Annotated in this window: 28 protein-coding genes; 27 read left to right on the forward strand and 1 reads right to left on the reverse strand. The window is 35.8% G+C overall.

Annotated elements, in window-relative coordinates:
* Positions 1-1,451: 1,451 nt before the first annotated feature.
* Positions 1,452-2,687: an NAD(P)/FAD-dependent oxidoreductase gene (locus tag AWV75_RS10625; protein WP_060874342.1), complete on the reverse strand. Its 1,236-nt coding sequence runs from the start codon at positions 2,685-2,687 to the stop codon at positions 1,452-1,454.
* Positions 2,688-2,791: 104 nt separating this feature from the next.
* Between AWV75_RS10625 and AWV75_RS10630 the strand changes: the two genes are divergently transcribed.
* From AWV75_RS10630 to AWV75_RS10760, 27 genes are all read left to right on the forward strand, one after another.
* A complete protein-coding gene (locus AWV75_RS10630) occupies positions 2,792-4,309 on the forward strand; it encodes an HAL/PAL/TAL family ammonia-lyase (RefSeq protein WP_060874343.1) in 1,518 nt (505 codons plus the stop codon).
* Positions 4,310-4,313: 4 nt separating this feature from the next.
* On the forward strand, positions 4,314-5,429 hold the full coding sequence (locus AWV75_RS10635) for a WG repeat-containing protein (protein ID WP_060874344.1): 1,116 nt from the start codon (positions 4,314-4,316) through the stop codon (positions 5,427-5,429).
* A gap of 10 nt (positions 5,430-5,439) precedes the next feature.
* Entirely contained in the window at positions 5,440-6,171 is a 732-nt protein-coding gene (gene fabG, locus AWV75_RS10640; protein WP_060874345.1) for a 3-oxoacyl-ACP reductase FabG, read from the forward strand.
* Between the two features lie 9 nt (positions 6,172-6,180).
* Positions 6,181-7,401 carry a beta-ketoacyl-[acyl-carrier-protein] synthase family protein gene (locus AWV75_RS10645; protein ID WP_060874346.1) on the forward strand — a complete coding sequence of 407 codons (1,221 nt, stop codon included), beginning with the start codon at positions 6,181-6,183 and terminating at the stop codon, positions 7,399-7,401.
* Positions 7,402-7,408: 7 nt separating this feature from the next.
* Entirely contained in the window at positions 7,409-7,657 is a 249-nt protein-coding gene (locus tag AWV75_RS10650) for an acyl carrier protein (RefSeq protein ID WP_002988622.1), read from the forward strand.
* Positions 7,658-7,665: 8 nt separating this feature from the next.
* Positions 7,666-8,553 carry an LpxL/LpxP family acyltransferase gene (locus AWV75_RS10655; RefSeq protein ID WP_060874347.1) on the forward strand — a complete coding sequence of 296 codons (888 nt, stop codon included), beginning with the start codon at positions 7,666-7,668 and terminating at the stop codon, positions 8,551-8,553.
* A 6-nt stretch (positions 8,554-8,559) separates the two neighbouring features.
* Positions 8,560-9,468, forward strand: coding sequence for a flavodoxin (locus AWV75_RS10660; RefSeq protein WP_060874348.1), 909 nt, complete (start codon positions 8,560-8,562; stop codon positions 9,466-9,468).
* 5 nt (positions 9,469-9,473) lie between these two features.
* Positions 9,474-10,607 carry a beta-ketoacyl-ACP synthase III gene (locus AWV75_RS10665; RefSeq protein ID WP_060874349.1) on the forward strand — a complete coding sequence of 378 codons (1,134 nt, stop codon included), beginning with the start codon at positions 9,474-9,476 and terminating at the stop codon, positions 10,605-10,607.
* A gap of 2 nt (positions 10,608-10,609) precedes the next feature.
* Positions 10,610-11,044, forward strand: coding sequence for a hypothetical protein (locus AWV75_RS10670; protein ID WP_060874350.1), 435 nt, complete (start codon positions 10,610-10,612; stop codon positions 11,042-11,044).
* A gap of 6 nt (positions 11,045-11,050) precedes the next feature.
* A complete protein-coding gene (locus AWV75_RS10675; protein ID WP_060874351.1) occupies positions 11,051-11,506 on the forward strand; it encodes a hypothetical protein in 456 nt (151 codons plus the stop codon).
* Positions 11,507-11,509: 3 nt separating this feature from the next.
* Positions 11,510-11,914 carry a hypothetical protein gene (locus AWV75_RS10680; RefSeq protein WP_060874352.1) on the forward strand — a complete coding sequence of 135 codons (405 nt, stop codon included), beginning with the start codon at positions 11,510-11,512 and terminating at the stop codon, positions 11,912-11,914.
* A 1-nt stretch (position 11,915) separates the two neighbouring features.
* Entirely contained in the window at positions 11,916-12,911 is a 996-nt protein-coding gene (locus tag AWV75_RS10685) for a BtrH N-terminal domain-containing protein (RefSeq protein WP_060874353.1), read from the forward strand.
* A complete protein-coding gene (locus AWV75_RS10690; RefSeq protein ID WP_060874354.1) occupies positions 12,911-13,663 on the forward strand; it encodes an ABC transporter ATP-binding protein in 753 nt (250 codons plus the stop codon). The genes AWV75_RS10685 and AWV75_RS10690 overlap by 1 nt, the downstream gene beginning before the upstream one ends.
* Entirely contained in the window at positions 13,656-14,933 is a 1,278-nt protein-coding gene (locus tag AWV75_RS10695; protein WP_060874355.1) for an ABC transporter permease, read from the forward strand. The genes AWV75_RS10690 and AWV75_RS10695 overlap by 8 nt, the downstream gene beginning before the upstream one ends.
* Complete coding sequence (locus AWV75_RS10700) at positions 14,908-15,360, forward strand: acyl-CoA thioesterase (protein WP_060874356.1); 453 nt, start codon at positions 14,908-14,910, stop codon at positions 15,358-15,360. Before AWV75_RS10695 ends, AWV75_RS10700 begins: the two co-directional genes overlap by 26 nt.
* Positions 15,357-16,478: a beta-ketoacyl-[acyl-carrier-protein] synthase family protein gene (locus AWV75_RS10705; protein ID WP_060874357.1), complete on the forward strand. Its 1,122-nt coding sequence runs from the start codon at positions 15,357-15,359 to the stop codon at positions 16,476-16,478. The genes AWV75_RS10700 and AWV75_RS10705 overlap by 4 nt, the downstream gene beginning before the upstream one ends.
* 7 nt (positions 16,479-16,485) lie before the next feature.
* Positions 16,486-17,106 (forward strand): hypothetical protein, encoded by a 621-nt coding sequence (locus tag AWV75_RS10710; protein ID WP_060874358.1) that lies wholly within the window; start codon positions 16,486-16,488, stop codon positions 17,104-17,106.
* 5 nt (positions 17,107-17,111) lie between these two features.
* Positions 17,112-17,369 (forward strand): phosphopantetheine-binding protein, encoded by a 258-nt coding sequence (locus AWV75_RS10715; protein WP_060874359.1) that lies wholly within the window; start codon positions 17,112-17,114, stop codon positions 17,367-17,369.
* Positions 17,370-17,371: 2 nt separating this feature from the next.
* Positions 17,372-18,568 (forward strand): beta-ketoacyl-[acyl-carrier-protein] synthase family protein, encoded by a 1,197-nt coding sequence (locus tag AWV75_RS10720; protein WP_060874360.1) that lies wholly within the window; start codon positions 17,372-17,374, stop codon positions 18,566-18,568.
* A gap of 3 nt (positions 18,569-18,571) precedes the next feature.
* Positions 18,572-19,558 (forward strand): beta-ketoacyl synthase N-terminal-like domain-containing protein, encoded by a 987-nt coding sequence (locus AWV75_RS10725; protein WP_060874361.1) that lies wholly within the window; start codon positions 18,572-18,574, stop codon positions 19,556-19,558.
* On the forward strand, positions 19,552-20,319 hold the full coding sequence (locus AWV75_RS10730; protein WP_060874362.1) for a polysaccharide deacetylase family protein: 768 nt from the start codon (positions 19,552-19,554) through the stop codon (positions 20,317-20,319). Before AWV75_RS10725 ends, AWV75_RS10730 begins: the two co-directional genes overlap by 7 nt.
* Complete coding sequence (locus AWV75_RS10735) at positions 20,316-20,945, forward strand: LolA family protein (protein WP_060874363.1); 630 nt, start codon at positions 20,316-20,318, stop codon at positions 20,943-20,945. The genes AWV75_RS10730 and AWV75_RS10735 overlap by 4 nt, the downstream gene beginning before the upstream one ends.
* Positions 20,923-21,540 (forward strand): hypothetical protein, encoded by a 618-nt coding sequence (locus AWV75_RS10740; protein WP_060874364.1) that lies wholly within the window; start codon positions 20,923-20,925, stop codon positions 21,538-21,540. The genes AWV75_RS10735 and AWV75_RS10740 overlap by 23 nt, the downstream gene beginning before the upstream one ends.
* Before the next feature lie 10 nt (positions 21,541-21,550).
* The gene (locus tag AWV75_RS10745) at positions 21,551-22,168 is read left to right on the forward strand and encodes an outer membrane beta-barrel protein (protein ID WP_060874365.1); all 618 of its coding nucleotides are present in this window, start codon (positions 21,551-21,553) and stop codon (positions 22,166-22,168) included.
* Positions 22,169-22,328: 160 nt separating this feature from the next.
* Positions 22,329-22,694 carry a 3-hydroxyacyl-ACP dehydratase gene (locus AWV75_RS10750; protein WP_002988575.1) on the forward strand — a complete coding sequence of 122 codons (366 nt, stop codon included), beginning with the start codon at positions 22,329-22,331 and terminating at the stop codon, positions 22,692-22,694.
* Positions 22,695-22,701: 7 nt separating this feature from the next.
* Positions 22,702-23,184, forward strand: a complete 483-nt coding sequence (locus tag AWV75_RS10755) for a hypothetical protein (protein WP_060874366.1) — start codon at positions 22,702-22,704, stop codon at positions 23,182-23,184.
* Between the two features lie 11 nt (positions 23,185-23,195).
* The gene (locus tag AWV75_RS10760) at positions 23,196-24,386 is read left to right on the forward strand and encodes a DUF2062 domain-containing protein (protein ID WP_060874367.1); all 1,191 of its coding nucleotides are present in this window, start codon (positions 23,196-23,198) and stop codon (positions 24,384-24,386) included.
* Position 24,387: the final 1 nt, after the last annotated feature.

The following is a 24,387-nucleotide window of genomic DNA, read 5'->3' on the forward strand; positions in this document are numbered from 1 at the left end:
ACAGCTCCTATTTTTTGTATTTCAATCCAAGGCCAACACAAAAATATTTACGCCAAATACAAGCTGTCTAAAAAAATAAATAAAAGTTCAATTTAGACAAAGCATCAAAAAACAACAGCTCTTATTTTTTATATTTCGTACGAAGTACAACACAAAAATTTTTACGCCAAATACAAGCTGTCTAAAAAAATAAATACAAGTTCAACTTAGACAAAGCATCAAAAAACAACAGCTCTTATTTTTTGTATTTCAATCCAAGGCCAACACAAAAATATTTACGCCAAATACAAGGCAAAATTTCCATCTTCCCTTTTGTTACAATCCCCTCACATTTTAAATATTCTTCATCAAAGTACAGCTCCCTTTTTTTAGGCCAACGACAACGCGAAAAAAAATAAGAAAACCTCGTTTTAATTTTCGTATACCTATCTTCTGGCCGAGTAAAAAAATATACGCAAACTACAGAGCGCAAAAAAAATAAAAATCTTTTCAAAAAGACCATTCAACAACAAAAAACAACAAGGAAGAAAAATTTAGACTTATCAACGTTATCAACACTATAAATAATAGAATTAAAATCTTTTTAAAAATTAAAAAAAAACTTCTCTATTATATTGTTTGTTAATATGTACAATAACTTTTAAGCCAGAATTTGCAGATTTGACTTATAAAAACTTATTAACAGCTTATCATTTCTTAAAACGCTTGAAAATAGCTTAATAGCTATCTTATTAACACGGTTAATAACCGTTATCAACAGCCTGTTTAATATAACTTGGGGTGTGTATTTCTGTTGATAAGTGGTGAATGGAGTATGGATATCTAGCTAATAGAATCTAAAAAATAAATTTGCACAACTCTTACTTTGTGCTGTATTGTAATTTATTTCAATAAAACAAAAAATACTTATTCTATTCTTTCCATACTTATCAACAAAAACTGTTGATTTAGTTTTCCTTCATTATCAGTGAATTAGCCTCTTTAAAAAAGAACCTTGTTGATAAGTGTTAGTATATTGTAAATCAAGTATTTATTGATTTTTTTGTACTTGAAACATTTTAGCTCCTAGTAAGAATTACCTGGTGTTTTTTCGTTTAATTGGGATAAAAATCACCCAGAATAAGGAAATAAATAAAAGAAAAATAGAGCATTTACGCGCTCATTTTTTGCATCAAAAATGAAATTTTAACCGATATTATTTGGGTTGATATGGTCAGAAGTAAGGGAAATAAAAGCGCTTTTATAAGGGAAAAAAATAAAAATATAGGTTACATTTTTTACTCAAAACTGCTTCTTTTTGGATCAAAAAAAGCCCTTTATAAAAGGAAAAATTCAATAGTAATAGTTGGATAATAGTTCCTATTTTTTTTCTTTCACGGGCTATTTTTTAAATAAAAAAGCCTCGTCCATCGGACGAGGCTTTACTTTATTATTGTATGCTGATTGGCCATTTAAATGCCTTTTTCCATCTTAATTAAATGGGCCATATTGCGAATAACACTGTTGTGTTTTAAGACAAATGGATTAGATTTATCCCAAACATAACCGGCCAAAACAGAACATATCTTGCGTTTCACGTCTGCATTTTCAGGTTGGTGGAAAAATAATTCTTGTAAGTTTCCGGTATACCATTCTTGAATATAAGTGGTGAAAACATCAATCCCCTCATTCATATAATCTTCATATTCTGTTTGCCAATCTACAGTTTCTCCTTGTAGTGTTCTATGAGCTAATTTAGCTGCTAACATACCTGATTCAGTCGCAAAACAAACACCAGAAGAAAAAACAGGATCTAAAAATTCTGTGCTATTTCCAGTTAATACATAGCCTTCTCCAAACATTTTTGATACACTAGTAGAGTAATTCGATAGTTTTTTAGGTTCAAAATCAAAAGGCAATCCACCAAAGCGATTGATGTAAAAATCAGACAGATTAATGGCATTTTGCAAGGCTTCTGTCGATGTATGACCTAATTTTTCAATATAATCTGTAGGTCCTACAATTCCCACACTTGTTTTTCCATTGGAAAAAGGAATGACCCAAAGCCAAACTTTGGTTTCTAGTATGTCAAAAGAAATTTGCGTTCCTTCTACTCCATCAGGTCTACGTTCATCTATAATATGGCTGAAAATTGCCGAGTGTGGGCTTAATTTTGATGCTGCATCTAAATGAAGCATACGCGGTAAAACACGCCCATATCCACTAGCGTCAATTAGAAATTTAGCGCGAATTTGAGATTCTTTTCCGTCAATATCTTGAAGGGTAGTTATTGAATCTGTCCCTTCAAATTGCACGTGGGTTACTTCTGTTTCAAATTGAATATCGATGCCTTTGCGCTGCATTTCATCCGTAATAGCTTTGTCAAAATCAGCACGAGGAATCTGCCAAGTCCAATCCCAACCTGTAGAGAATTTATCGCTAAAGTCAAAAATACAGATTTCATTTCCTCGAATAAATCGCGCTCCTGGTTTCGGTTGAAAATTGTAGGTGTTCAATGCAGGTAGCAAATCTGCAGCTTCAAAATGATCCATAACACGAGGAATTAAGCTTTCCCCTACAACAATTCTAGGAAACTTTGTTTTTTCTACAATTTTAACATTTACGCCCATTTTGTGTAAGTAACTGCCTGCAACACTTCCAGATGGACCTGCTCCAATTATTAGAACATCGACATTTTCAATTGACATTGTTTGCTATTTATTATGTTAATAGTATTAAATTTGCCTCAGTTTTATGCACAAAATGAATGAGCATAAAATTATGATACAAATATAACTAATATACCAAGTTAATGAACACGTTGAATGGTTTCTTATCTTTAGAAAATTTCATACAATATCTAAAGACTGAACAAGAATTAGTATTAGCTCCAGCGTTAAAAGAGCGAGTAGATGAAAGTTTTAATTTTTTAAAAGATTATGCGAAAAATAAAGTAATCTACGGTGTAAATACAGGATTTGGTCCTATGGCCCAATATCGTATTAAAGATGAAGAATGTGTTGCATTACAATATAATTTAATTCGAAGCCATTCTTCTGGAATTGGAAACCCCTTGAGCATTGAGCAAGTTCGCGCTGCAATTTTAGCGCGTTTGAATTCACTTTCTTTAGGTTATTCTGGAATTAATTTGGAGGTTATTGAGTTGATGAAAACGTTATTGAATAAGGAAATTACTCCTCTAATTTTTGCACATGGCGGAGTTGGAGCAAGTGGAGATTTGGTTCAATTGGCTCATTTGGCTTTGGTATTAATAGGAGAAGGTGAAGTTTTTTATAAAGGCGAACGCAGAAGTACAAAAGAAGTATTTGAACTTGAAAAAGTAACCCCGATGCGCATTAGTATCCGCGAGGGAATTTCTTTGATGAATGGTACTTCAGTCATGACGGGGATTGGTATTTTAAATTGGAATAAAGCTCATATTTTATTGGATTGGTCGGTGAAAATTGCTTGTGCCATCAATGAACTAGTAGCTGCTTATGACGATCACTTATCTGCTGAACTAAACGAGGCTAAATTGCACAAAGGACAACAATATATTGCCCAGCAAATGCGTCAAAATTTACAAGATAGTCAGTTGATTAAAAAAAGAGAGGAACACCTATATAATGGTACCAATCAAGAAGAAATCTTCAAAGATAAAGTACAAGAGTATTACTCCATTCGTTGTATTCCTCAAATTTTGGGTCCTATATACGATACCATTCAAGAAGTGGGTAAAGTTCTTGAAAATGAAATGAATTCAGCCAATGATAATCCTGTTATTGACGTTAAGAGTCAACAGGTATATCACGGTGGAAATTTCCATGGAGATTATATTTCGTTGGAAATGGATAAATTAAAATTGGTGGTTACGCGATTGACGATGTTAGCGGAACGCCAATTGAATTATTTGCTCAATGCTAAAATTAATGAACTATTGCCGCCTTTTGTCAATCTTGGAAAACTTGGCTTTAACTTTGGTATGCAAGGAGCGCAATTTACAGCAACTTCTACTACTGCGGAATGTCAAGCATTAGCTACTTCGATGTACATTCACAGTATTCCAAATAACAATGACAATCAAGACATTGTGAGTATGGGAACGAATGCAGCAGTATTGTGTGATAAGTTAATTGAGAATAGCTTCGAAGTTATGGCGATTGAAATATTAACTTTAGTTCAGGCAATTGATGCTTTAGCTTATAAGGATAAGGTTTCTGAAACGACGAAAAAATGGTATACAGAAATTCGTCAGATTATACCTGAATTTTCAGATGATCAGGCTTTATATCCGTATTTACAACAGATTAAAGAATATTTAAAAGCTTAATATTATGGTGCGTATTTATCTTGTTTTATTGCTGCTTTTGGGTACTGGCTTAGTACAAGCTCAAGAATTAGCCTTAGTCAGAGAGAATAAACTCTTTGGTTATTTGAATAAGGAGGGTGAATATGCCATTGCTCCAAAATATGTTGGAGCCAATTCTTTTGCTGAGGATTTAGCTTGCGTAAGTAATGGTGCTTTATGGGGATATATTGATCGACAAGGGCATTGGGTAATTGAACCAACTTTTGATGAGGCAAAGGATTTTAATTCTAGTTTGGCTTTAGTAAAAGTGGATAAGGAATGGTTTTTTATTGATAAAAAAGGAAAAAGACTATCCTTAGGATCGACTATGGATGCTAGACAGTATCGTTTTTACAAAGGAACATCGATATACAGGGTAGAGAAAAAAGTAGGATTGATCGATAGCCAAGGAACAATTATTGTAGAACCTAAGTACGAGGTTATCAAACGATTTACTGCTGATTATACGTCAGTAGCGCTAGACAAACGATGGGGAATCATTGATTATCAAGGAAAAGAAATCATTGCGCCTATCTATCAAAGCGTAGGTAAGTATGAAAATGGATTAACTTGGGTCAAACAGGATGATCAGTTGTATTTGTGGAAGCAAGGAACATTAGTAGCCATTCCATTTGTTGATCATGTGGTCAATAGCTCAAATCCGGATTTCATTATTGTCAAACAAGGAAAAAAGTTTGGAATCATTAATGATAAAGGAGAAGTTGTTCTTCCATTTAAGTACGATAATTTAGGTCCATTAAAAGAAGGAATGATACCCGCACAGCAAAATGGGTATTGGGGATATATAGATGAAAAAGGAAAACAAAAAATTGCGTTTACCTTTGAAAATGCTTTGCCTTTTAGTGAGGATGGTTTAGCCGGAGTCAAATTTAAAGAATGGGGCTTTATAGATAGAACAGGTAAAATTGTAATTCCTGCTCAATATAAAATCACTGCACATTTATTCTCTCCTCAGCTTAAGGACAAAGGATTTCATGATGGATTAGTCCGCGTTAAATACAAAAAAAAATGGGGCTTTTTGGATGTAAATGGAAATCTATTTACAAACAAATGGTATAAAAATGTAGAATTATATAATTAAAATAGAACGAATGAAAACCGCGATTGTAACTGGTGGATCTAGAGGAATTGGTAAAGCGATTTGCTTGCGTTTAGCACAAGAAAAGAATTATCACATTTTGATTAATTATCAATCCAACGAAGAAAAAGCGTTGGAAACGTTGCGTGAGGTTGAACAATTAGGAGCAACTGGAGAGATTCTTCGATTTGATGTGAGTAAAAATGAAGAAGTAACGGAAGTTTTATCGAAATGGGTGGAAAATAATCCAACAGCTATAGTAGAAGTTGTTATAAATAACGCTGGAGTTACAAGAGATGGATTGTTTATGTGGATGTCTTATGAAGATTGGAATACGGTCATTCAAACAAGCTTAAATGGCTTTTATAATGTGACACAGTTTTTCATTCAAAAGATGTTGAGAAATCGATATGGACGAATTGTCAATATGGTATCTGTTTCAGGAATGAAGGGAACACCAGGACAAACCAATTATTCAGCAGCAAAAGCTGCCATTGTTGGTGCAACAAAAGCACTAGCACAAGAAGTTGCGAAGCGAAATATTACAGTCAATGCAGTTGCACCTGGGTTTATTGAGACAGATATGACAGCCAATTTAGATGCTGCAGAATTAGTAAAATTAATTCCTGCTAATCGATTTGGTAAAACAGAAGAAGTAGCAGATTTAGTTGGCTTTTTAACTTCGAATAAAGCAGGCTATATTACAGGTGAAGTGATTAATATCAATGGTGGAATTTATTCATAACTACGCTGGATGGAAAGAAGAGTTGTTATTACAGGAATGGGCATTTACTCTTGTTTAGGATTGAATCTCGACGAGGTAAAAACATCATTGTATGAAGGGAAATCTGGAATCATATACGATGAACAACGACATGAAATGGGATTTCGTTCTGCCTTTACAGGTATGGTACCGCGTCCTGATTTAAAAGCAGATTTAAATCGCAGACAAAGGCTTTCTGTAGGTGAAGAAACAGAGTATGCCTATGTAGCTACAATGGAAGCATTGAAAAATGCACAAATTAGCATGGACTTCTTAGAACAACGCGAAGTCGGAATCCTATATGGTAATGATAGCGTGTCTAAAGCGGTAATTGAAGCAACGGATATTTTTAGAGATAAAAAAGATACGGCTTTAATTGGTTCTGGTGCCATCTTTAAGTCGATGAATTCTACAGTAACGATGAATTTATCGACCATTTTCAAATTAAGAGGAGTGAATATGACCATTAGTGCTGCTTGTGCGAGTGGATCGCATGCCGTCGGTTTAGGATTCGCTATGATTAAAAGTGGGATGCAAGATATTGTGATTTGTGGCGGTGCTCAAGAAATCAATCCTTTTGCAATGGCTAGTTTTGATGGATTAGGTGTATTCGCAGAAGAAGGAGTAGATCCTACTCAGGCTTCTCGCCCTTTTGATGCCCATAGAAATGGATTGGTTCCCAGTGGTGGAGGTGCAACGTTGATCTTAGAGAGCTATGAGTCTGCCATGGAGCGTGGAGCACCTATTATTGCTGAAGTAATTGGATATGGCTTTTCGTCAAATGGAGGACATATTTCAACACCCAATGTGGTTGGCCCTGCTACAGCAATGCGTAGAGCGATTGAAAATGCTGGTATTGCTGTGGATGAAGTAGGCTATATCAATGCACATGCAACTTCTACCCCATTAGGAGATGCTAATGAAGCCAAAGCTATTTATGAGGTGTTCAAGGATAGTATGCCACAAGTTACCTCAACGAAGTCCTTAACAGGACATGAATGCTGGATGGCTGGGGCGAGTGAGGTGGTTTATTCCACCCTGATGATGAATGCTAATTTTATTAGTCCAAATAAGAACTTTGAAGTTGGCGATGAAGACTCCAATAGACTTAATATTGTTAAAAAAACGTTAGATAAAAAATTTGATATATATTTGTCCAATTCTTTCGGATTTGGGGGTACCAATTCGGCCCTTATAGTTAAAAAAATATAGTTGATACATGGATAATAAAGAGATTTTTGAAAAAATTAATCAAATTTTAGTTGAGGAGTTTGAAGTAGATCAAGAGGTAATTGAAGCTGAAAATAATTTAAGAGAAAGCTTAAATTTAGATAGTTTAGATTATGTTGATTTAGTGGTATTGATTGAATCAAATTTCGGCGTTAAATTAGTCGAAGCTGATTTTACAGCTATTGTTACTTTTCAAGATTTCTATGATTTAATTGAACGCAAGATTACACAAAAGTAAGATGACCAATGGCTCAATGGCAAGGAAAATCTAAAGGTAATTTACTCGGGTATAAAATTTTCGTTTTATGTATAAAAAAGCTCGGTATCAGAACGGCTTATAGCGTGCTGATATTTGTAGCTTTTTACTATTTTATTACCGCTTGGAAGTCAAATAGAGCCCTTTATTATTATCTTCATCGTAGACATCGATTTTCGGTATTGAAATCAATAGTCATGATGTATGCCAGCTATTTTAGATTTGGTCAGGTACTAATTGATAAAACAGCAATTTCTATCGGGTTACGCAATCGATTTACGTATGATTTTGACGGGATTGAAATTCTAAAAGAATTATTAGCAGAAAAAAAAGGAGCCATTTTAATTAGCGCCCATGTGGGCAATTTTGAAGTTGCTGAATATTTCTTTGCCGATATCGATTTTGACTGCCAAATTAACTTGGTTACAACAGATCGAGAACACACATTTATTAAAGCATATTTTGATCAAATTTCGATTAAAACGAATTTGAATTTTATTATTGTAAGAGAGGATATGTCTCATATCTTTGAGATTAATACTTGTTTGTCTAATAATGAAATCATTTGTTTTACTGGGGATCGATTTTTTCCTGGTAGTAAAACCTTACAAGAAGAATTTTTAGGGGAATCAGCTCTATTTCCCGCTGGCCCCTTCAGTATAGCATCGCGTATGAAAGTGCCGGTCGCCTATGTATATGTAATGAAAGAGCAAAATTTACACTATCATTTATATACCCGACGAGCAGAAGTAAAACACCGTGATGCGCAACACCTGCTTCAATCGTATTGTGGTAGTGTAGAGCAAATAGTAAAAAAATATCCCTTACAATGGTTCAATTATTATGACTTTTGGGAACAACCCTCCCAAACTAAATAAAAGACAATGAAACGTGTATTAGTTATTTACTATAGTCAATCTGGACAGTTAAAGCGAGTATTAGATCAATTGGTGAGTCCTTTCGTTCAGGATGAAGCAATTGATGTAACGTGGTATGATATTGAACTTGAAAAGCCGTATGCTTTTCCTTGGAAAAAAGCAGATTTCTTTGAGGCTTTTCCAGAATCGTTCAAACAAATAGAACAGCCCCTTTTACCGCCTTCTGAGGCTATTTTAGCTTCTACATACGATTTAGTTATACTTGGTTACCAAGTTTGGTATTTAACGCCTTCTATCCCCATTAATTCCTTCATGAAAAGCGAATATGCGAAACAGCTACTAGCGAATACACCTGTTGTGACAGTTAGTGGAAGTCGAAACATGTGGATTATGGCACAAGAGAAATTAAAAAAGCAAATTCAAGCCGTATCTGGTATATTGGTTGGCAATGTTGCACTTGTGGATAGAAATATTAATTTAGTAAGCGTAATTACGATTGTAGACTGGATGTTCTCTGGAATACAACGCAAGGTTTATGGAATATTACCAAAGCCAGGGATTGCACCAGAAGAGATTTTGGCGAGTAAGCGATTTGGCGACACAATAAGAAAATATTTATATAGTACTAATTATCAAGGATTACAAGAAGAGTTAATTCAACAAGATGCAGTAGAAGTACGCCATTTTTTGGTGTCAATGGATCGAAAAGCCAATCGCCTTTTTGGTATTTGGTCTTCATTGATTTTGAAAAGTAGTCCACAGCGAAGACCTTTTTTATTAAAGTGCTTCAATGTGTATTTATTCATTGCTATTTGGTTGATTTCACCAATTGTACATTTAATACATATCCTTTTGTATCCTTTGAAATACAAAAAAATCCAACGGGATAAATTGTATTTTCAAGGAATAAAGTAAACGTTATGGGAAGAGTTTTTATAACCAAAGCCGCAAAATTTTTACCCAATGCTCCAATTTCCAATGATGAAATGGAAGAGGTATTGGGAAAAATAGATCAACAAGCGTCTAAAGCACGTCGAATTGTGTTGAGAAATAACGGAATTCAGACGAGATATTACGCGCTAACAAAACAAGGAAAAATAACGCATACCAATGCGCAATTAACGTTTGAAGCTATTCAAGCTTTATGTGATACTGATTTTGCATTATCCCAAATCGAAGTACTATCTTGTGGAACTTCAACACCCGATAGTTTATTGCCGTCACACGCAGCTATGGTACACGGATTAATGAAAACGAATTCATTAGAATTAAATTCTTCTTCTGGTGTGTGTTGTTCAGGAATGAATGCCTTAAAATTTGGCTTTTTATCAATCAAAGCAGATACAGCAGCAAATGCAGTTTGTACAGGTTCGGAACGCGTATCAACTTGGATGAAATCAGAGAAGTTTGAAGAGGAAGTAGCGAATTTAAAGACTTTAGAGGAAACCCCTATTATTGCTTTTAAAAAGGACTTTTTACGTTGGATGTTGTCGGATGGATGTGGGGCTTTCTTATTGGAAAATCAACCAAGAGGAGAAAGATCTGTTGAAATCTTGTGGATGGATTATTATTCGTATGCTTTTGAATTAGAAGCTTGCATGTATGCAGGGGGAGATAAATTAGCTGATGGAAGCATCAAGCCATGGAGCGATTATGCAGCACAAGAATGGTTAACAGAATCTGTATTCGCTTTGAAGCAAGACGTAAAAATATTAAACGAAAATATTTTAGATAAAGGAGTAGAAAGTATGAAAGCTACCTTGGAAAAAAATAAGATTTCAGTAGATGATATTGATTATTTTTTACCTCACGTATCTTCTCATTACTTTGTGGACGGTTTATATACCAAATTTGCCGAAGCGGGAATTGAAATTGCCAAAGACAAATGGTTTATGAATCTAAAACACGTAGGAAATGTGGGTTCTGCTTCCATCTATTTGATGTTTGAAGAATTAATGAATTCTGGTCAATTAAAGTCTGGAGATCGTATTTTATTATCTGTTCCAGAGAGTGGACGATTTTCATATGCTTATGCCTATTTAAAAGTAGTTTAGTCATGGAAAAAAGAGAATTGATAGCAAAAGAATTGGTGGGAACTTTAATTCCTCAACGTGCACCAATAGTTATGGTTGATGCGTTATATCAATTTGGAGATGATTTTATTGAAGCAGGTTTGTCTATTCAAAGGGATAACCTTTGTGTGGCCGATGAATATATGCAAGAACCAGGTATTATTGAACACATGGCTCAGGCAGTAGCATTACATACAGGATATGCTTATTACCTGAAAGATAAAGCTGCGCCAACAGGTTATATTGGTTCTATAAAAAAGATAGAAATTACGCAATTGCCTAAAGTGGGAGATCAGCTCATCACGAGAGCTCAAATTTTACACGAGTTTATGGGGGTTACCCTTGTCGAATTGACGACAACTTGTAATGATATTATAATAGCAACAGGACAGATGAAAACCGTTCTGGCACAATCTTAATTCTATATGGTCAATACTAAAGTAATTGAAATACAAAATTATTTGCCACATCGCGCTCCAATGCTGATGGTAGATATTATTACAGCAATCAATACCGATAGTGTTGCTACGCGATTTAGAGTGAAAGAAGATAATATTTTTGTAGAAAATAAGATCCTTTGTGAAGCTGGATTAATGGAAAATGCAGCTCAAACTTGTTCTGCAATTGTTGGGCAAACGTTCTTTTTTGATGAGAATCACCAAGAACGTCTAAATGTCAACGTACTGGGATTTATTAGTGCCATGAAAAAAGTCGAAATCTTGGGATTACCCCAAGTTGACGATGTTCTTTTTACCGAGGGCAAGCTAATTTCTCGTATGGATGGAGATGATTTTTCAATCTGCCTGATTGAGGTGACAACTCGCATAGAGACACAAACTTTATTGAGAGCAGAGGTCAACCTTTTTTTACAAAAACAATAAGTGATGAAAGAGTCTGAAGTACCACAAGATAAAAGTAGTTTACAGAATAATGACATTCAAGAGTTGTGTTATGCCGTAAATGAAAAAGGGGAATATGTTACGGCGTTGAGTTCAGGTTGGGAGACCAAAACGATTGTGCAAGAAGCAACTTTAGCGGGAATTAATGTCCGCGTTCAAGAAGCTAAAACACAAGTAGCAAATGGTTTGGTAAGTCCAATTGTGTACTTTATGGAAGTAAATCGCATGGATTTACCCACGTTAAGTGCTTATGTTTCGTTGTGGAGATGGCGCGTGAAGCGACACTTTAAACCTCATGTTTTTAAAAAATTAAGTACGAAAGTACTACAAAAATATGCTGATGCCTTTGATATTTCCGTAGCGGAATTAAAAGCATTTAGCGGCAAATAAGATGAAGATAGATTTTGTACACAAACAGTCTGCCCATTGTGAAAATGGTGTAGCTTCAAATTTATTGAGTAACCAAGGTATTCAAATCAGTGAACCCATGGCTTTTGGTATTGGTTCAGGTTTGTTTTTTGTTTACTTGCCCTTTATCAAAGTAAATCATGCTCCAGCTATTAGTTACAGACCAATGCCTGGATTAATTTTTAATCGTTTAGCGAAGCGTTTAGGATTAAAAATAAAACGCATAAAATTCAACGATAAACAAAAAGCACAACGCGAATTAGAAGCGAAGATTGAGCAAGGAATTCCTTGTGGTCTGCAGGTAGGGGTTTATCATTTACCCTATTTTCCAGAAGAGTATCGCTTTCATTTTAATGCACATAATTTAGTTGTTTACGGTAAAAAAGAGGGGAATTTTTTAGTGAGTGATCCTGTTATGGCTACGACCACCGTATTAACTCCGAGTGAACTAGAAAAAGTGCGATTTGCTCAAGGAGCCTTTGCTCCTAAAGGGCAGATTTATTATCCTATTGCTATTCCGCAACAATTAGATTGGGAAAAGGCTATTGTCAAGGCGATTAAAAAAACGTGTAATGATATGCTTGCTCCTGTACCTATTGTTGGCGTACGCGGTATGCGAATGGTAGCCAAAGCCATTGTAAAATGGCCGAAAAAACACGGCGTACCTAAAGCCAATCACTTCTTAGCACAAATGGTGCGTATGCAAGAGGAAATTGGAACGGGTGGAGGTGGATTTCGCTTTATCTATGCTGCTTTTCTTCAAGAAGCGGCTAAAAAGATCAATAAACCCGTTTTAAACGAGTTTGCCACTGAAATGACATCCATAGGCGATGCATGGAGAGATTTCGCCGTAAATGCGGCCCGTGTGTATAAAAAGCGCAAAAATGGAGAGGATGTGTACCTTAGTTTAGCTAAGGAGCTCCACGTTTTAGCTGATCGAGAAGAACAATTCTTTAAAAAGCTCAAAAAAGCCTTGTAATGAAAGACATTGTCATTGATATACAACGATTATACAAACAATATAAAGGAGCGGATTTCTTTTCTATTGAAGATGTCTCTTTGCAAATTTACAAGGGAGATTTTATTGGCGTATTAGGCCCAAATGGAGCAGGTAAAACAACGTTATTATCCATGCTTTATGGATTGATAAAGCCTACTTCGGGACTAGTCCAAATAGATGGTAAAACCTACCAACAAAACGAAAAAGAAATCAAGCGTATTATTGGTGTTGTTCCACAAGAATACGCCCTCTATCCTACCCTTTCAGCCTATGAAAATTTAATGTTTTTAGGAAGTATGTATGGGTTAAAAGGAAAAGAACTCAAACAAAAAATACAATACTATTTAGCTTATTTAGGTTTAGAAGCCTTTGCACATAAAAAAATTGACACCTTTTCTGGTGGAATGAAAAGACGGGTAAACCTCATTGCAGGTATTTTACATGAGCCTACTCTTCTTTTCTTAGATGAACCGACTGTTGGAGTTGATTTACAATCTCGCTTGTTGATTGTTTCTTTTTTGAAGGAACTCAATGCCAAAGGAACAACGATTATCTATACCTCTCATCATTTGCATGAAGTACAGGAGCTGTGTACATCGATTGCTATTATCAATACAGGAAAAGTATTTGCGTTGGGAACAAGTGAAGCGTTGATGGCACAGACGCAAACGGCGAATTTAGAAGAAGCATTTTTGCAGTTAACTGGGATAAATTTGAAGGACAATGTATAAATTACTCATGACTATCCGCAAAGAGGTGAAACTGTTGGCTAGAGATCTAGGTGGTTTAGCAGTTTTATTCATTATGCCTGTATTTTTGGTCATTGTGGTGACCTTGATTCAAAATAATACCTATGAAAATATAACCAATCAACGATTGAAGTTGTTGGTTATTGATCACGATAACGACGAAGTGTCTCAAGCAATCTTTGATGAGGTTCATGCATTGGGAAGTTTTGAAATAATTACCACCTTAGAAGGGGAACCTTTGACGGAAGAACGAGCAGCAAATGCGGTTTTAAAAGGGGATTATCAATTAGCCATTGTGATTCCAAAACAGTTGACACAAGAGATTCAAAGCTATATTGATGCGAATGTAGAGGAAGTACTCCAATTGGGGGACACAAGAACGCAACCAAAAGAAAAACCATTATTTAAGCAAAAAGAAGTGGTGTTGTATTTTGATCCAGCTTTGCAAATTGCGTATAAAGAGGGAATAAAGGCAGCTATTGATCGGATAGTAACCCAGACTGAAAATAAGTTTATCTATGGTGCTTTTGCCTCACAATTAGACTTAGACAGTACTAGTACATTGTTGAAACAAGAAGCACTTTTTGCTTTTAAAGAAATATCTCCCCTTGATTTACATCATGAAGTAAAACCGAATGCAGTGCAACACAATGTACCCGCTTGGTCTTTATTTGCTATTTTCTTCATCATTGTGCCTTTTGCTATGAACTTAGTCAAAGAAAAAAATCAAGGAACTAAAGTGAGATTGTATACCGCTCCAACGGGAATGGGTATTCTTTGGGCAGGCAAAATTATTACGTATCTCGTAATTTGCTTGTTGCAATTTTATTTGATTTTGGGAGTGGGAAAATTTGTTTTCCCTTCCTTAGGTTTGTTACCTTTTACAATTGGGAATCAATTGTTTAATCTAAGTGTATTGACCTTGTGTATTGGTTTATCAGCCATCTCATTGGGGGTTGTTTTTGGGACAATCGCTCGAACACAAGAACAATCCTCTCCTTTTGGGGCTACTTTTGTTGTTATTCTTGCAGCCGTGAGTGGCGTTTGGGTACCGACTTTTGCAATGCCTACCCTCATGCAGTATATTGCTAAAATATCACCGATGAATTGGGGATTGGAAGGGTACTATACCCTTTTGCTTAGACAAGGTAGTTTATGGGAAATTAGAAATGAGATTATTTTGCTACTTTTGTTTGCTTTAGTACTGATCTCAATAGCGTTGTTTTATGATAAGAAAAAAAGATCTTTATAAAGAAGTTTCCGAACTTACCGTTGAAGTAGAAACTAGAGTTCGATTCAACGAAACAGATGCTCTTGGAATTGTCTGGCATGGTAACTATTTAGTGTATTTTGAAGATGCAAGAGAAGCCTTTGGTAGAAAATATGGCATTTCCTATTTAGATATGCTACAAGCGGGGTATGTAACGCCAATTGTAGCCTCTTCTTGTGCGCATAAACTGACATTGAAGTACGGAGATGTTATTCGAATTCAAGCCACCTATGTAGCAAGTCCTGCTGCAAAAATTATATTTAGATTCAAGATTTTAAACGATCAAGACCAAGTGGTTTGTACAGGAGAAACAACACAAGTTTTCCTAGATCAAGCCAATAACTTGTCGTTAGCGATACCGCCTTTCTATGAAGAATGGAAAGCCAAATTAGGATTGACAGAAGCATGAGAAAGGTTTACATCAATAAAGCAGAGTGTTTCAGTTCAATAGGATTTGGTCAAAGTCAAAATTGGAAGGCAATACAACAACAGCAATCAGGAATTAGAAAAATAGACCAATTAGGGTGTATGACTGATTTTTATGCAGGGCAAATTGCCGATGCATGGCTTGGTGAACAAGCAGAAACGCTTGGCGAAGGTAAAGTTCCATTTACCCGTTTTGAGCGCCTGTTAATTAGTACGCTCAAACCGATAGTAAGTCGAGAAACAATTACAGCTAAAACGGCTTTTGTTGTTTCTACAACGAAGGGAAATATTGCTGCTTTAGCAGAAGGAAAAGTAGAAGAAGCGGATATCAATCAAGCGGCACAACGAGTGGCTGATTTTTTTGGATTGACTACACAACCCATTGTCGTTTGTAATGCATGTGTTTCTGGTATTTTAGCCATTGCCGTTGCCAAACGACTAATTCAGATGGAACAATTTGATGAGGCTTATGTTGTAGCGGGAGATGAATTAACGCCTTTTGTAGTCTCAGGTTTTGCTAGCTTTCAAGCGATGAGCGAAGAACCTTGTAAACCCTTTGATGCAAATCGAAAAGGGGTAACCCTTGGTGAAGCAGCAGCCGCCGTTTACCTCAGCACAACAGCAGTAGAAGGCGAATCATTTGAAATCATTGGAGAAGCCTCTATTGCAGATGCCAATCACATCTCTGGACCATCCCGTACAGGAGAAGGTTTATTTTTAAGCATACAACAAGCCCTAAATGAAGCACAAGTTACCGCAGATCAAATCGATTGTATTTGTGCACATGGTACAGCTACGGCCTATAATGATGAAATGGAAGCCATCGCTTTTGATCGTTTAAGGTTGTCACATAAACCCATCCACAGTCAAAAGGGATATTTTGGTCATACTTTAGGCGCTGCAGGGTTATTAGAAGTGGTGATGCTCATGCAAAGTATGAGACACAATGAATTAATTGTATCCAAGGGATTCGAGCAATTAGGAGTGTCAAGAACGGTGAATATCACGACTGCAAAAGAAAGTCAACCTTTGCAAATAGCCTTGAAAACGGCATCGGGATTTGGAGGATCAAATACAGCATTAATTCTCAGTAAAAAGTAGGTAGAAGATGAAGGAAGAAACTTTTTATATCACAGATTATTGTACCATTAAGGCAGGAAAACTAGTCGTAAACGGCGAAGTCATTTTTACTGCGCAAGCAGAGGAGTCTGCGGATTTAGCCCTATTTTTAAAGCGCATATACAAAGAAAAAACAATGGAATACCCCAAGTTTTTTAAAATGGATATGTTGAGTAAATTGGCCTTTATCGGTGCAGAAATGGTGTTGAAATCAGCAGCGATGGAACAACCTTCCTATGATACTGCACTCTTTTTGAGTAATTCAACTTCCAGCTTGGATACGGATTTAAAACACAGCGCATCCATTGCTGATCCAGAAACTTGTTACCCTAGTCCAGCTGTATTCGTGTATACCTTAGCAAATATCTGCTTGGCGGAAATAAGCATTAGACACCGCTTACAAGGGGAAAATGCCTTTTTTATGGCACCAACCTACGATACAGTAATGATGCACAACTATGCAACGTATGCCCTGCAAACGAAGCGCGCTGTAAAAGTAGTCTGTGGTTGGGTAGATTATTTAAATGGAGCATATGAATTGGTCTTGTATAGGGTTGAAAAACATGGACAAGTACCTCATACAATAGAAAATATTAAGCATTTATTTTAACTGAAATGGAAAATTTAAAAACAGAATTAAAAACGAAAATTATTGACGTTTTAAATCTTGAAGACATCGAAATCAATGATATTCAAGATACAGACGCACTATTTGGAGACGGATTAGGATTAGACTCTATTGATGCATTAGAATTAATCGTATTGATGGATAAAGACTACGGAATCAAATTAAGTGATCCGAAAGAAGGAAGAGCTATTTTTCAATCGATTGAAACAATGGCAGCGTATATTTCAGCAAATAGAACAAAATAAATATGCAAAATCGTATAGTCGTTACGGGTATGGGAATTATTTCTGCAATTGGTCAAACCGTTGAAGAAAATTATCGTGCTTTGCTCTCTCATCAAGTAGGTGTGGGAACTTTAACCTTGTTTGATTCCATTCACAAGGATCATATCAAAGTAGGTGAAGTCAAAAGCACTACAAAGGAATTGATTCAACAACTACATATACCCGAAGAAAATAACTATACGAGAACAGCTTTATTAGGTGTCTATGCAGCAAAACAAGCGGTAAAGCAAGCCGATATACAAGATATTAATGCTGTTCGCACAGGATTAATATCTTCTACTTCGGTAGGTGGAATGGATTTTATAGAGCAGTATTATCAATCCTTTCAAACCGATGCTGCAGTTCGAAAATACGTATCCAGTCAAGAAGCTGGAGATTCAACGGAGAAAATTGCCGATTACTTAGGATTACAAGGCTATGTTTCAACGATTAGTACCGCCTGTTCTTCTGCGGCCAACGCCCTAATGATGGGCTGTCGCATGATTAAAGCAGGTAAATTAGATCGCGTGATTGTAGGCGGAACAGATGCTTTATCTAAGTTTACCGTAAATGGCTTTAATACGTTGATGATTCTATCTGATACGGATAACACCCCTTTTGATCAGCATCGAAAAGGCTTGAATTTAGGCGAAGCAGCAGCTTATCTTGTTTTAGAACGTGAAGATGTTGCTCTTGCTCGCAATCAAGTAATTTTAGGAGTGGTTGCTGGCTATGGGAATGCCAATGATGCTTACCATCAAACGGCTTCTTCGGAAGATGGAGAAGGAGCATTTTTAGCCATGCAAAAAGCATTGACAATGGCAAATCTGGAAGAAAAAGATATTGACTACATCAATGCACATGGAACAGCAACACCAAATAATGATTTATCAGAAGGACGAGCGATTCAGCGTATTTTTGGATCTCAAGCTCCTGTATTTAGCTCTACTAAACCTTTCACAGGTCATACATTAGCAGCAGCAGGTGCTATTGAAGCGGTTTACAGTATTTTAGCTCTACAACACAATGTGGCTTTTGCCAATTTGAACCATACAACACCGATGGAAGAATTAACACTTGTACCGCAAAAAGAGACCTTACATAAACCAATTCAAGCGGTTATGTCTAATTCTTTTGGATTTGGAGGAAATTGTTCAACGATTATTTTTACTAAAGCATAACAGATGAAAAAGGTATATATCAATGGATTATCCTCTATTTCAATCCAAGAACAAACCCGTAATTTTACTGTTGAATCACTTAAAAAAATTGAACAAGGGGTAAATGAAGCACATCAACCTTCATATAAAGAATTGATTGCCCCTGCGATGGTAAGAAGAATGGCAAAAGGAGTAAAAATGGGAATTTATACCGCTCATTTTGCACTAGAAGAAGCTCAGATTGCAGTTCCACAAGCCATCATTACCGGAACAGGATTAGGTTGTTTAGTGGATTCAGAAAAATTCTTAGAACTGCTGCTAGAAAATAACGAGAGTTATTTGACGCCTACGTCTTTTATTCAATCTACACATAATACCGTTGGAGGGCAAATCGCCTTACACTTAGGATGTAAAGGATATAATTTTACCTATGTACATCAAAACAGTTCGTTTGAATCAGCATTACTCGATGGATTCTTGCAAATTAAAGCAGAAGAAGTGGAAAATGCTCTAATTGGCGGTATTGATGAAGTAGGGAAAACAACCATAATCAATCAGCAAGTGGCGGAATTAGTCAATACGGCTGATACGGTTTTTGAAAAAGGGATTAATACAGGTGAAGGAGCTACCTTTTTTGTATTGGATCAACACCAGACCCAAACGAGTTATGCAGAATTGGTTGATATACACATCAGCAATACAAAAACAAAGACCAGTTTAGTGGACTTTTTGAAACAAAATAGTCTGATTGCGAAAGATATCGATCTTGTATTTGTAGGAAGTTGTGATTTACCCGTAGATCAACAGTATTTCGATGAGGTATATAACACATGGAATCAAGAGGAAATTGTAACGTATAAAGAATACGTGGGTCACCATCATACGGCTTCGTCTTTTGGCTTATTATTAGCTGCTGAGCGAATGAAAAAAGAAGATGGAATCCAGTATATACTCCTTTACAATCAATTTCAGGACAAAGATTACAGTTTTATATTGCTGAAAAAATGTTGAGAAAAATAGTCCTTGGTCTAACCGTTGTTTACGTAGTTGTAGTGCTTTATTTGGTTGTAAATAATAGCCTATCTCTTGTGTGGTTACTGCCAGGACTGCTATTTTTTATAGGGTTATTTAGTTGGGGTGTTTTTGATATCCGCTTGGGATTCTTTATTCCCGTAGTCTTTAAAAGCCCAAATCCTCAACCCAAAACCATTGCCCTCACCTTTGATGATGGGCCTACTCTACATACGTTAGAAGTATTAGATTTGTTGCAGCAATATCAAGCTAAAGCCACTTTTTTTTGTATTGGTAAACAAATCGAACAATATCCTGAAATTGCACAACGAATCCTTGCCGAAGGACATACGATGGGCAATCACAGCTATTCACATCCCAATACGATGGGATTCCTCTCCACAGCAAAAGTCAAAGAAGAAATACAAAAATGCGAGGCAGTGATGCAGAAGTTTCTTCACATCGAAACACCTTTTTATCGACCACCTTTTGGAATCACCAATCCACATATTGCGAAAGCACTTCGTCAAACCAAACATCGTGTGATTGGTTGGAGTAATCGCTCACTAGATACGGTGATTGAGGATGAGAAAGCAATCTATAACCGCATATACAAGCGAATAGACAAACAATCTATTGTGCTTCTACATGATACAAGTGAACGATCAGTAAAAGCCTTAGCAAGACTTTTAAAACAATTGCAGCAAGAGAAGTATAAAATGGTTAATTTAGTAGAGTTCTTAAACGAAGGAAAACAATGAAAAAAATAATCTTTACCGCTTTATTTCTCGGAACCACTCTGATGGGGTTTAGTCAAGAAAAAGCCATGACAAGTGATGAAAAAAATACATTCAAAAAGGAAATTGTCAGCACCACTAAAGATATAAAAACCCTTTCGACTGATTTTGTACAGTACAAAAACATGAGTTTCATGTCCAAAGAAATTGAATCGAAAGGACAAATGCAATTGAGTATTCCCAATAAATTACTCTGGAAATACACCAGTCCCTTCGCTTATAGCATTGCCTTTGCTGATAATAAAATCACAATTAACGATCAAGGAAAAAAGAATAAAATAGATGTTGGAAACAATAAGAAGTTTGCCAAAATCAATACTTTGATTGTTGGAAGTATCAGTGGTAATATGTTTGATGACAAGGAATTTACCATTACGTATTTTAAGAATAAAAACAGACGTATTGCTAAATTAGTTCCGTTGAGTAAGGAAATTGCGCAGTACATCAGTGAGATTGTTCTGTATTTTGACGAAGGACAGAACACCGTTTCAGAGGTGAAATTGATTGAACCATCAGCAGATTATACCCGTATTGTATTCAGCAATAAAAAAATAAATAGCAAATTAGATGAAAAGGCTTTTACTAACTAGCTTAGTCGCTGTTTTGTTGTTTTCATGTAAGAGTTACCAAGGTCCTGTTACAAACAAAGAAGACTACACCAAAGGCACGTACACCGTAGTCAATAACTATTTTGCTACCATTGGTGAAGAACACATCTTTCGCGCTCATATTCAGATCTTCAAAAAAGAAGTGAGTGGCTTATTAGTTGTCAAGCGCATGGATGAACAAGTACACCGTGTCGTTTTGACTTCTGATTTCGGGAATACCCTCTTCGATTTCTCGATTTACAAAGACAAGCCGTATACCATTAATTACGTGATGCCAGATCTGGATAAAAAGATAATTCTCAACTTTTTAGCTAAAGATTTTAGCTATTTAGTAGAAGATACCTATGCATTAACGGGCAAAGCAACACAAGGCAATACAACAGTTTATAGCGGAACATACAAAAAGAAGAAGGCTTTTGTGGTTGTCAATCAACAAGAAGATGTTACAACTGTAATTGCGGCAAATGCTAGAAAACCAAAAATTGTATTTAACTATGCAACGAAAGAAGGGGAAGTATTGGAAATAAAACACGAGAATTTCCCTTTAGAAATTCAGCTAACACCTTTAGAAAACTAATATATACCTTATGATTAAAAAATTACTACTAATTACGTGCGTAGCTTTAGGAGTTACTGCGAGCACTTATGCACAAAAGAAATTCACTCCTGGAATTAGAGGAGGTTTGAGTTTATCTACCATTACTAAGGCAGAAGCGGATTACAAAGCGGGTTTCTATGTTGGAGTGCAATTTCCAATCCACTTAGCGAAGTTTTATACGTTACAACCAGAGTTGAATTATACCATGCAAGGAGCTAAAAATGCTAATTTAGATTACATTCGAAACTCTAATTGGAATAACCACTGGCATAATGATGAAGTTAACTACTCCCATTCAGAAGATGTAAACTTGGCTTATATTGATATCAACGTAATTAATAAATTCCGTTTTAATAAATTCAATGTACATGTGGGGCCTGGACTAGCACTGATGACACAAGGAAGAAGTAAAACAGACTTTTATGGGGATTTAACGCTAAACTTGGGGGTGGGTTATCAACTGACAGAACAGTTGGGAGTAGAAGCAAGATGGAGACAAGGTGTGGTTCGCGTAGTAGATAAAGATGACTATTTTTGGGACAATTATTGGTACGATAACGATAGTTTCAACTCAAGTTTCCAAATTGGATTGACATTTACCTTCTAAACAAAGGGCTAAAAATAGGACTCTCTTTCTTAATTGAAAGAGAGTTTTTTGTTTGCATATTGCATGATAAAAACCATTTATATCAATATGAACGGTTTTTCCATAACTATATGTATTTTTTAATTAGTTTTGTGAAATTAAAAATGCAATCGGATATTTTATGTTGATAAAGGATTTTTATCGTGTACTTTCAATTCAAAATGTAGAAACTGGATATCAAGCTAATATTGAGTTGAATAAAGATCATGCTGTGTTTGAAGGACATTTTCCAGACAATCCAGTGATGCCTGGAGTCTGTATGATACAGATCATCAAAGAATTGGTGGAAGAAATAACGAGTAAAACGCTTTTCATGCAACAAGTATCGAATGTAAAATTCATGACGCTGATTAATCCACAAGTAGATCATACTTTAGTAGTGAATTTCTCAGTAGAAGAAAAAGAAGACCTGATAAAGGTGAAAAGCAGTATTAGCTTTCAAGATACAATAGCGCTCAAAATGAGCAGTGTATACACTCAAAAATAGATAAAAGATGAAGGTAGCTTTGATTTGGTTCGTCAGTTTTATTAGCTTTTTTCAAGTTTCAACAACTGATTTGAGTAAGAGTTTTCAGCAAGCGAGTCTGTCTGCTGAACAAGCACAAGCTTTTTATGAAAAAGCGTTGACTATTAAGACAACAGATGAATCTGCTACACTTTATAAAGGAGCTGCCTTGGTTACTTTGGCTAAATTTGAAAAGAAAATCAAAGTAAAAAAGGATTTGGTAAAGGAAGGCGCCTTGCTAATTGAAGCAGCAATAGAAAAAGAACCTGCAAATGTTGAATTTCGATTGGTTCGCTTAATCATCCAAGAGAATACACCCAAAATTGTCGGTTATTACAAAAATATCGACAGCGATAAAAACATGATTGTCAAACAGTACAGCCAACAAACAACAGCATTGAAAAAATGGATTAAATCCTATGCTGAACAATCGAAAGCCTTTACTGCTGATGACCGGAATAAATTGCTTTAACAAGCACAACAATGACAACACAGAATCCTGCAACCTATACAACTAAGCTAAAAGAATGGGGTATTTGCATCCTAATCCCCACTTATAATAACCATAAAACGTTACAACGTGTTTTAGATGGCGTTTTAGCGTATACAACAGATGTAATTGTTGTCAATGACGGTTCTACAGCTGAAACAGCTCTTATTTTAGAGGCGTATCAGCATCAAATTACCATAATTCACCTTCCTGTAAACCGAGGAAAAGGAAATGCCTTGCAAATAGGATTTGCACAAGCAAAAACCTTGGGGTTTTCCTATGCGATTACCATTGATTCTGACGGACAACACTATCCTTCAGATATTCCTGTTTTTGTTGAGGCCTTAGAAGAAGCAAAAAACAAAGAATTGTTGCTTATTGGTTCAAGAAATATGAATCAAGATGGCGTTCCTAAAAAAAGTAGCTTTGGCAATAAATTTTCTAACTTTTGGTTTTGGTTTGAAACGGGAATATCCCTTTCAGATACACAATCAGGCTATCGTTTATATCCGTTAAATAAGTTAGCCAACAAGTTTTTTACACGCAAGTTTGAATTTGAAATAGAAGTAATTGTTCGTGCAGCTTGGAATAATGTTGAGGTAAAGAATGTACCCGTTCAAGTTTTATATGACAGCAGCGAACGAGTATCTCACTTTCGACCTTTCAAAGATTTTACTCGAATTAGCATCTTAAATACCGTATTGGTGTGTATTACGTTGTTGTACATCATCCCCAGAAATTTTCTTCGCAGCTTCAAAAAAAAAAGCTTTAAAGCCTTTATAACAGAAGATATCTTAGGAAGTAATGATACGGCTTCAGTTAAAGCGTTGTCGATTGGATTGGGAACCTTTATTGGATTATCCCCCCTCTGGGGCTTACAAACTTTCCTCGCTATATTTTTAGCGATTACGTTTCGATTGAATAAGGTTTTAGCATTTGCTTTTTCCAATGTCAGTATACCTCCAATGATTCCCCTAATTGTATACGCATCGTTGCAATTGGGCTATTATATGGTTCCTCAGGGTAGTCCGCATATTTTGATTAGTGAATACAGTTTTGCGTCCATATCAGAGCATTTATGGCAATATATTTTAGGTAGCTTTGCACTCGCAATGATGGCTAGCTTTTGTTTAGGGTCTATCAGTTTCTTTTTAATCTCAATCGCTCAAAAACAGAAAAAGTAAA

The organism is Myroides odoratus (assembly GCF_001549985.1).
Taxonomy (GTDB): Bacteria; Bacteroidota; Bacteroidia; order Flavobacteriales; family Flavobacteriaceae; genus Flavobacterium; species Flavobacterium odoratum_A.